This is a genomic window from Marinobacter sp. SBS5, from assembly GCF_048285575.1.
Lineage (GTDB): Bacteria > Pseudomonadota > Gammaproteobacteria > Pseudomonadales > Oleiphilaceae > Marinobacter.
In genome coordinates this window covers 539,380-545,826 of the sequence record NZ_JBLWAZ010000004.1, presented here as the reverse complement: position 1 = coordinate 545,826, position 6,447 = coordinate 539,380, and the positions used below count along the sequence as shown (strand labels likewise).

Annotated in this window: 5 protein-coding genes and 1 pseudogene; 1 reads left to right on the top strand and 5 read right to left on the bottom strand. The window is 45.8% G+C overall.

The window, feature by feature from the left end:
• Nucleotides 1-177 precede the first annotated feature (177 nt).
• The 4 genes from ACNQ6O_RS14000 to ACNQ6O_RS13985 all read right to left on the bottom strand — a co-directional run bounded on the left by ACNQ6O_RS14000 (nt 178) and on the right by ACNQ6O_RS13985 (nt 4,356).
• Entirely contained in the window at nt 178-573 is a 396-nt protein-coding gene (locus ACNQ6O_RS14000) for a hypothetical protein (protein ID WP_418053840.1), read from the bottom strand.
• Between the two features lie 108 nt (nt 574-681).
• The gene (locus ACNQ6O_RS13995) at nt 682-1,185 is read right to left on the bottom strand and encodes a hypothetical protein (RefSeq protein WP_418053839.1); all 504 of its coding nucleotides are present in this window, start codon (nt 1,183-1,185) and stop codon (nt 682-684) included.
• Nucleotides 1,186-1,266: 81 nt separating this feature from the next.
• The gene (locus tag ACNQ6O_RS13990) at nt 1,267-3,012 is read right to left on the bottom strand and encodes a hypothetical protein (RefSeq protein WP_418053838.1); all 1,746 of its coding nucleotides are present in this window, start codon (nt 3,010-3,012) and stop codon (nt 1,267-1,269) included.
• Between the two features lie 39 nt (nt 3,013-3,051).
• Nucleotides 3,052-4,356 carry an SIR2 family NAD-dependent protein deacylase gene (locus ACNQ6O_RS13985; protein WP_418053837.1) on the bottom strand — a complete coding sequence of 435 codons (1,305 nt, stop codon included), beginning with the start codon at nt 4,354-4,356 and terminating at the stop codon, nt 3,052-3,054.
• A gap of 257 nt (nt 4,357-4,613) precedes the next feature.
• On the opposite strand from ACNQ6O_RS13985, the pseudogene ACNQ6O_RS13980 reads away from it, so the two are divergent.
• Nucleotides 4,614-5,349: pseudogene (locus ACNQ6O_RS13980) on the top strand (tyrosine-type recombinase/integrase).
• A 24-nt stretch (nt 5,350-5,373) separates the two neighbouring features.
• On the opposite strand, the gene ACNQ6O_RS13975 reads toward ACNQ6O_RS13980, so the two are convergent.
• Nucleotides 5,374-6,432 (bottom strand): ribonucleotide-diphosphate reductase subunit beta, encoded by a 1,059-nt coding sequence (locus ACNQ6O_RS13975; protein WP_418053836.1) that lies wholly within the window; start codon nt 6,430-6,432, stop codon nt 5,374-5,376.
• Nucleotides 6,433-6,447: the final 15 nt, after the last annotated feature.

Here is a 6,447-nt window from a genome sequence, read left to right as displayed (position 1 = left end):
ACCATCGCATCCTGGTCGTAGTTGTAGTGCTTGAAACGAGGCATCCCGACGACTCCTTGTCTGTTTGCTCAATGCTACCAAAACGAGTTCGATTTGGGTTTTTTCTACAGCCTCAACGCCAGCCAGCATGCGCGGCTACGAAATGTAGGCGTCGCCGTGCCTGGCCTTGTTAGGCCGTCACCCGAGAACTGAGCCCTCACGCTCAATGAAATCGAGCCACTTTTTGAAGTCTGCCTCCGGCATTTGCCCTAAGTGTTCAATATCCTTACTGGATTTCACGACTCCAAGCATGTTGAACAGTGCTACAAACGCAGTGACTTGATAATGAAAAGAAGCCCACGCCGGGTTTTTTAATAAGTCCTGCTTTGCAGAAATCGGCGCGCCTTCCTGATATTCGTCTGGAAGAGGAAGGCTATCGGGAACGCAGCTCTCGATTCCTTGCAGCAAATCATGGCAGTGTTCCAGCGCATACCGAAGCTTCTCGCCTACGTAGGTGAGCGGCGGGCCATTTCTTGATTCGTTTTTCTCATAGGCCGGCCCATTTGTACTTTTCATAAAGTCATCGATATCCATGCTTGAACCTCTGTTCGTTTACTGGCCTAACGCTGAAGGTAACCGGCACCGGAGCGCAGCGAAGGGGACCAAAAGCAGAAGGCTTTTGGTGTGGACTTCACCCACTGGTTAGCGATTATTGCTCCTAGCGACAACACCAAGCTGCAAATTAACTTGCTCACGCCATGAATCTTCTTTCTCCATCCCACCGATGGAGACACTCAGCTCCTCGCCACAAAGTTCTGTCAACGCCTTGGAAAAAGCGTCCTCAATTTCCGACAAGCGAACTCCTTTAAGTAACTCAAAAGGTTTTACCGTCTGAAATGCTGCTCCAAAAATATCACCAAAAGACGCCTGCTCTATCTGGTCAGTCGTACCGGCTTCACGCTTCGCTTGCTCATTCGCAATGTATTCCCTCGCTTCCTCGACCAATTGACCATTGCTCTCAATGAACCTAACAACTAGCTCTTCATCCTCGTATCGGCGCAGAGTTTCGAGGATCGCTTGCACTGATGGATAGTGGCCGTTTTGGATCGTTAACATAGCTGACGTAACGGCTAGATGCTTGTCTCTATACAGCGCATCTAAAAGATGCACTGTAGCTTCTTGTAAGGGGTGGACATTGTTCGACATATCAATCCTTATATTCGCTAACACCAGTGGTAATGGGCGTCAACGGAGCGCAGCGCAGTTGGCGTCCCTTTAACCACATTGTTAGGCATCATCAAGCACCCGAAAGCTCTGAGGTTGTACTCCAAACGCATTCTTGAAATGGGCCGATGCCCAAGTCTCCAGTTCATCCATTGAAAATTTACTAGTCAACCACCAAAAGTCATAGCTAAAATCTCCATCGTCGATTATCCACTGACGACATAGATTGTATGTAGCAACCCAAGAATAGAACTTATCAAATGATGACTGAACTGACTTCTGATCTTTATCTGCGAATAGCCTTGGATAAATATCTCCATCTGATTGGTCTTTAAATAAGGCTTCGTGCTCATTAAAAAGACGAAGACTCTCGTCTGAGCATTTATTCCCGGCTGAATACACACCGGTCCAACAAAAGTATGCAGGGTTAGCGAGCTTATCTTTCTGATATCTTATAAATCTCGAAAAAATTAATCTAATCGGTTGATTCTCGTCACCAAATTCAAATTTCTTTTCCTCCTCCATCAGTTTTATAAGGCTTGGCTCATTTTCAGCCCATCGCGATATTAAAGAGGCAATTTGGATGGGAGATGGACAAACAGTAGCTTTCGATAACAATTCAGATGCCTCGAAATACTCTGATGAGGAATAATCTTTAATATAGCCTTTAAGCTCAGGATGCTTCAGGGGAACCATACGGCATAAAAATAAAAATCTTATTCCTGGATCAACAGATTCGATAAATGACTCAAAGTGCATTATATCGAACGGAAAACCATCTCCCGGGTTCATTGCTAAGTCAAGTATCAGAAGGAATAGTGCGACTACAGGGCTATCTATTGAATCCGGCCGTTCAGTCTCTGTAAGCTCCAGAAACACCGCAAACGCTTTGTAATAAACTCCGTTGAGCATACCTAGCTCCTCGAAATCACCCCAAGTAAGTTTGCCTCCGGAGGCAAAGAAAAGATATTGCATTTGCAGAAATCTAGCTTGGCCTTCGTAGATTTCTTTGAGGCCAACTGGAGGGACCCCGATACTAGATCCATGATAATAGCCTTCGACCTTATCATCACTTAACTTTTCAAAACCTTCGCCCCAATCTTTTGCGTTAGGCAAAAATTCAAGCTCCCGGTCAAAGCAAGAAGAAAGTAGATTAATGAAAGATGAATACGCAATATGAAACGAGTGACCTACTGATTCGAATAATCGATCATTAGAGATTTCTTTCGCAGACTCCGGCACTATAACTCTGAACTTGAAAAACTCAATGTCATGAAAATTATTCAAAATGACATTTATGGTTTTAAATTCATCATCTTCAGGATCAATCTCTTTAGAGTTCAGTTCGTTGTATTTTTTTATTGGCTTAACCGGACCAACAATATCTAAGTACCGTTTTAGATATGAGTGGTTGATATGGGTCTGCGACGGATAACTTAGGCTTAAGATTAAACCGGAAATAGAGCCGGAGTGTTGCCACCAATGAATTGTTTCGTGGAAATACGTAGAGAACGCCTGTATTGTATCGGAGTCATAATCGCCTGACTTCGCGATTCCACTTTCAACTCCCTCAAGGAGAGCGTGGAGATCAGGCCTAAGTCTCAGTACGAATTGCATTGTGTCATATAGGCCTTTCGCATTTAAGCAGCTCTTATAATCTTCCGTATATTCGCTAGACCATTGATCCAACAGAATTTCCCTATTAAGCTTCAAGCGGATTCTCCATAGTTTGGTTGCATTTACGCCTAACGCCGCCATAAGCGGTGAGTAATAGCTTGCTGAAATGTGAAGCGAAGCGGAACCGAGCAAGCTGTTACGAATCCGACTTAATGGCTTTGTTAGAAGCCTTTATTGACTGATCACTTCCTCACCGTCATCCGAGATGTAATTATCTTTAAAATATTCAATTATCATTTGCCTATTGTCGTAAGTGAGACTGTACCAGCTTGTTTTCCAAGCGGTAAATGCGTGCCATGAGCGACCTAAAATTTGCTTCTTTGACATATTTCCAAAGGATGTACTCACAGCAGATAAATAAACCTCTTCTAGCGGTGTTTCCTTTATGTCCATAATTGAACCTAAATGAACCAGCCATTTAGCCAAATGTACGTATTGATTCCAGGCACCATTTTCGGATGTGAAATTGTCTTTTCTCTTCAAAACGTCTTTCAGGAACTTCATAACATCGGGATGAGATATTAGAATTCCGTTTGAGGACAATGTTGCTACAATCTCGAAAAATGAATCGCTTTTCTTTAAATATGTATCGGTGAACTTCTTTGTACCTTCAAGCACAGGCATTAATAGGTTTCTAGACTTTGCTACACGGTCTTTAATCTTGTTATGCTTGCCTAGTATTTCAGATATAAAATCGTCAATTTCGGTATTATCTATAACTCGCAGACCATAGCTTCTATCGTAATAATCTTTAACATTTTGATCTACCTCTCCTCGCGACAAAAGGAATAGGTTTTGTCTATTTATATCGTGAATTCGATTCGATCTTTGGTTATTCAAAATAGCCCTAAAATTGATATCGCCGAGGGAGTAACCAATAATTACGGTCGTATTTTCCTCAATTAACGTCTGAATCTTCTTCGAGAAGTAATCTGGACGATTTATAAATCTAAAGTAATCATCAGCTGTAACTACCATTTTCTTTGGATGCTTAACTGAGCCATGTACATGATAGATCTGAACACCCTTAGGCTGCCTATTGACGGGATAACCGATAGAGTATGTTGTTGATTCTTTATCTTCTAGCAGTCCCTTTTCGATCAATTCATCGTAATTGGTTGTTATAAATTTCAAATCAGGAAACTTTTCAACGAAATTCTTAACCTTGTCAGAGTTTTTCCCCAATTTTAACTTACGAATAATTTTGGCTATTTCCGTGTGCAGGCACTTTCCTTCAGACTTCATCCTTACTTGTATTATGCTTGCGCATTCTTCTAGCGGCATCACTGGCTTATTGTCGGGAAATAACTGTTCAATAAGTTCATCACCACCTTCAATTTTTTTCGCACATTTTTGCAACAGACTTAACCATGACGGTGCTTTCAAATCGCTTAAATGCATAGAAAACCCAGTCCCTACAAACATACATATCGATTTTGATTCCAATGCATAAGCTAATTCGTAGTAGGGATCCAATTCTTACTCTCCATGTGTCGATTATGCTAAGCGGGCTTCTAACAGCAACTAGACCGCGTTCCGCGATATTGCAAAAAAGTGCGTTCTCGATAATGCCACTTTTTAATATCCGCTCCACGCCTTAAGTCTCAATTTTAACAACAGGTTAGCCCAGTTTCGGCCGACCCTCCATGTAATCGCTTGACTTCTTGTTTTCGTGAAACCAATAATGCTGTACAAACGTACAGCATTAAAAATCAATTAAGAGGCTCGCCAATATGGACGGCATACAACCTCAACCGCGCCTCCGGGATCAAGTTCGCGCGGTCATCCGGGTTAATCGCTACAGCATTCGTACAGAAAAATCCTATTGGTACTGGATCCGTTTTTTCATCCGCTTTCACCAGATGAAGCACCCTCGGGACATGGGGCCAAAGGAAGTAAATGAATTCCTTACCTGGCTAGCAAGTAACAGAAGCGTGTCGCTTACGGGTGAAGGATATTGATTTCGGCAACCAAATCATCATTGTACGGGATGGTAAGGGCGCAAAAGACAGAACAACTCTCATGCCGGGCACGCTGATTTCCGATTTAGAACGGCAAATTGCCTCCATTCGAAAGTCCTGGAAAGAAAAAGACCTCTCCCTGCAAACACCGGTAAGTCTCCCATTTGCCCTTGCCCGCAAGTATCCCACCGCAGATCTGTCGCTGGATTGGCAATGGTTGTTCACCTCACACTCTCTGTGTAAAAACGACTTCGGTAAGGTGGTTCGTCACCACATTCACACCAGTTCTGTGCAGAAAGCAGTGAAGGCAGCCGTTTCTGCAAGTGGCATTGGCAAGTCCGCAGGCTGCCATACCTTCCGCCACACCTTCGCCACTGAACTCCTGAAACGCGGCAACGATATCCGTACCGTGCAAGATCTACTCGGCCACGCAGACCTGCGAACCACCCAAATCTATACCCATGTTCTAGGGCAAGGTTTTGCGGGGGTTCGCAGCCCTTTGGGATGAAAGCCGTTCAGCGTGGGTGAGTACTTACCACTCCAACTGAGCCCCGGTCTGGTACTCAATCACCCGCGTTTCAAAGAAGTTCTTCTCCTTCCGCATGGTGGCCTGCTCATCCAGCCAGGGCGATACGTTTTTCGCCCCCGGGAACGGCTCTTCCAGCCCTACGGTGCGGGCGCGGCGGTTGGCCACGAAGCGGAACTGTTCGATGTGATATTCCGCGGAATAGCCCAGGATCGAGTCGCGCAGAATGTAGTTGGCGTAGTCGCGCTCAGCGGCTTCGGATTCTTCCCACATCTCACGCACGGCTTTCGGGTCGAAGCTGATGTTTTCTTCTTCCAGTATCTGGTTGACCACTTTCAGGCCGAAGGCGAAGTGCATGGCTTCGTCGCGCAGTATGTACTGGAACTGCTCGCCCGTGCCGCGCATCAGGCCGCGGCGTTGCAGGGCGAAGATGGGGCTGAAGCCGTTGTAGAACCAGCAACCTTCAAACACCGCTGCAAAGAACAGGTACGACATGATGAATTCTTGCAGGTCGTCTTTGTTGCGCAGGTTGATGTCGGGGCGCATGGCGGCGTCTAGCCGGCGGTTGGCCATCTGGATTTTGGCGTTAATCTGCGGCACCACGCGGTAGCGGTTGTAGATTTCGCTTTGGTCCAGGTTCAGGGTTTCAATGCAGTGCTGGTAGGTCCAGGTGTGCAGAGCTTCTTCGTATACCTGGCGCGCCTGGTAGATCTGCAGCTCTGGCGCGGTCATTTTTTCCATCACGGCCAGGCCGATGTTGCGCATGGCCAGTATGTCGGAGGTGGTCAGGTAGGCCACCACGTTTTCGAACACGTGCTTTTCCGCCGGGTTCAGGCGGTGGTGGTAGTCGTGAACGTCCTGCGCCATGTTCACGTCCAGCGGGGTCCAGTGGTTTTTGTTGGCGTTCATGAAGAACTCCCAAGCCCACGGGTATTTAAACGGCGCCAACTGATTTACGTCGGTTTCGCCGTTGATCACGCGCTTGTCGTCTACGTTCACCGGGGCCACACTGCTGTGTGCAGAGGGCTGGCTTTGTGGTTTGGTTTCGTCGTCCCAATTCAGCATGGTTTTGCCTCTCAA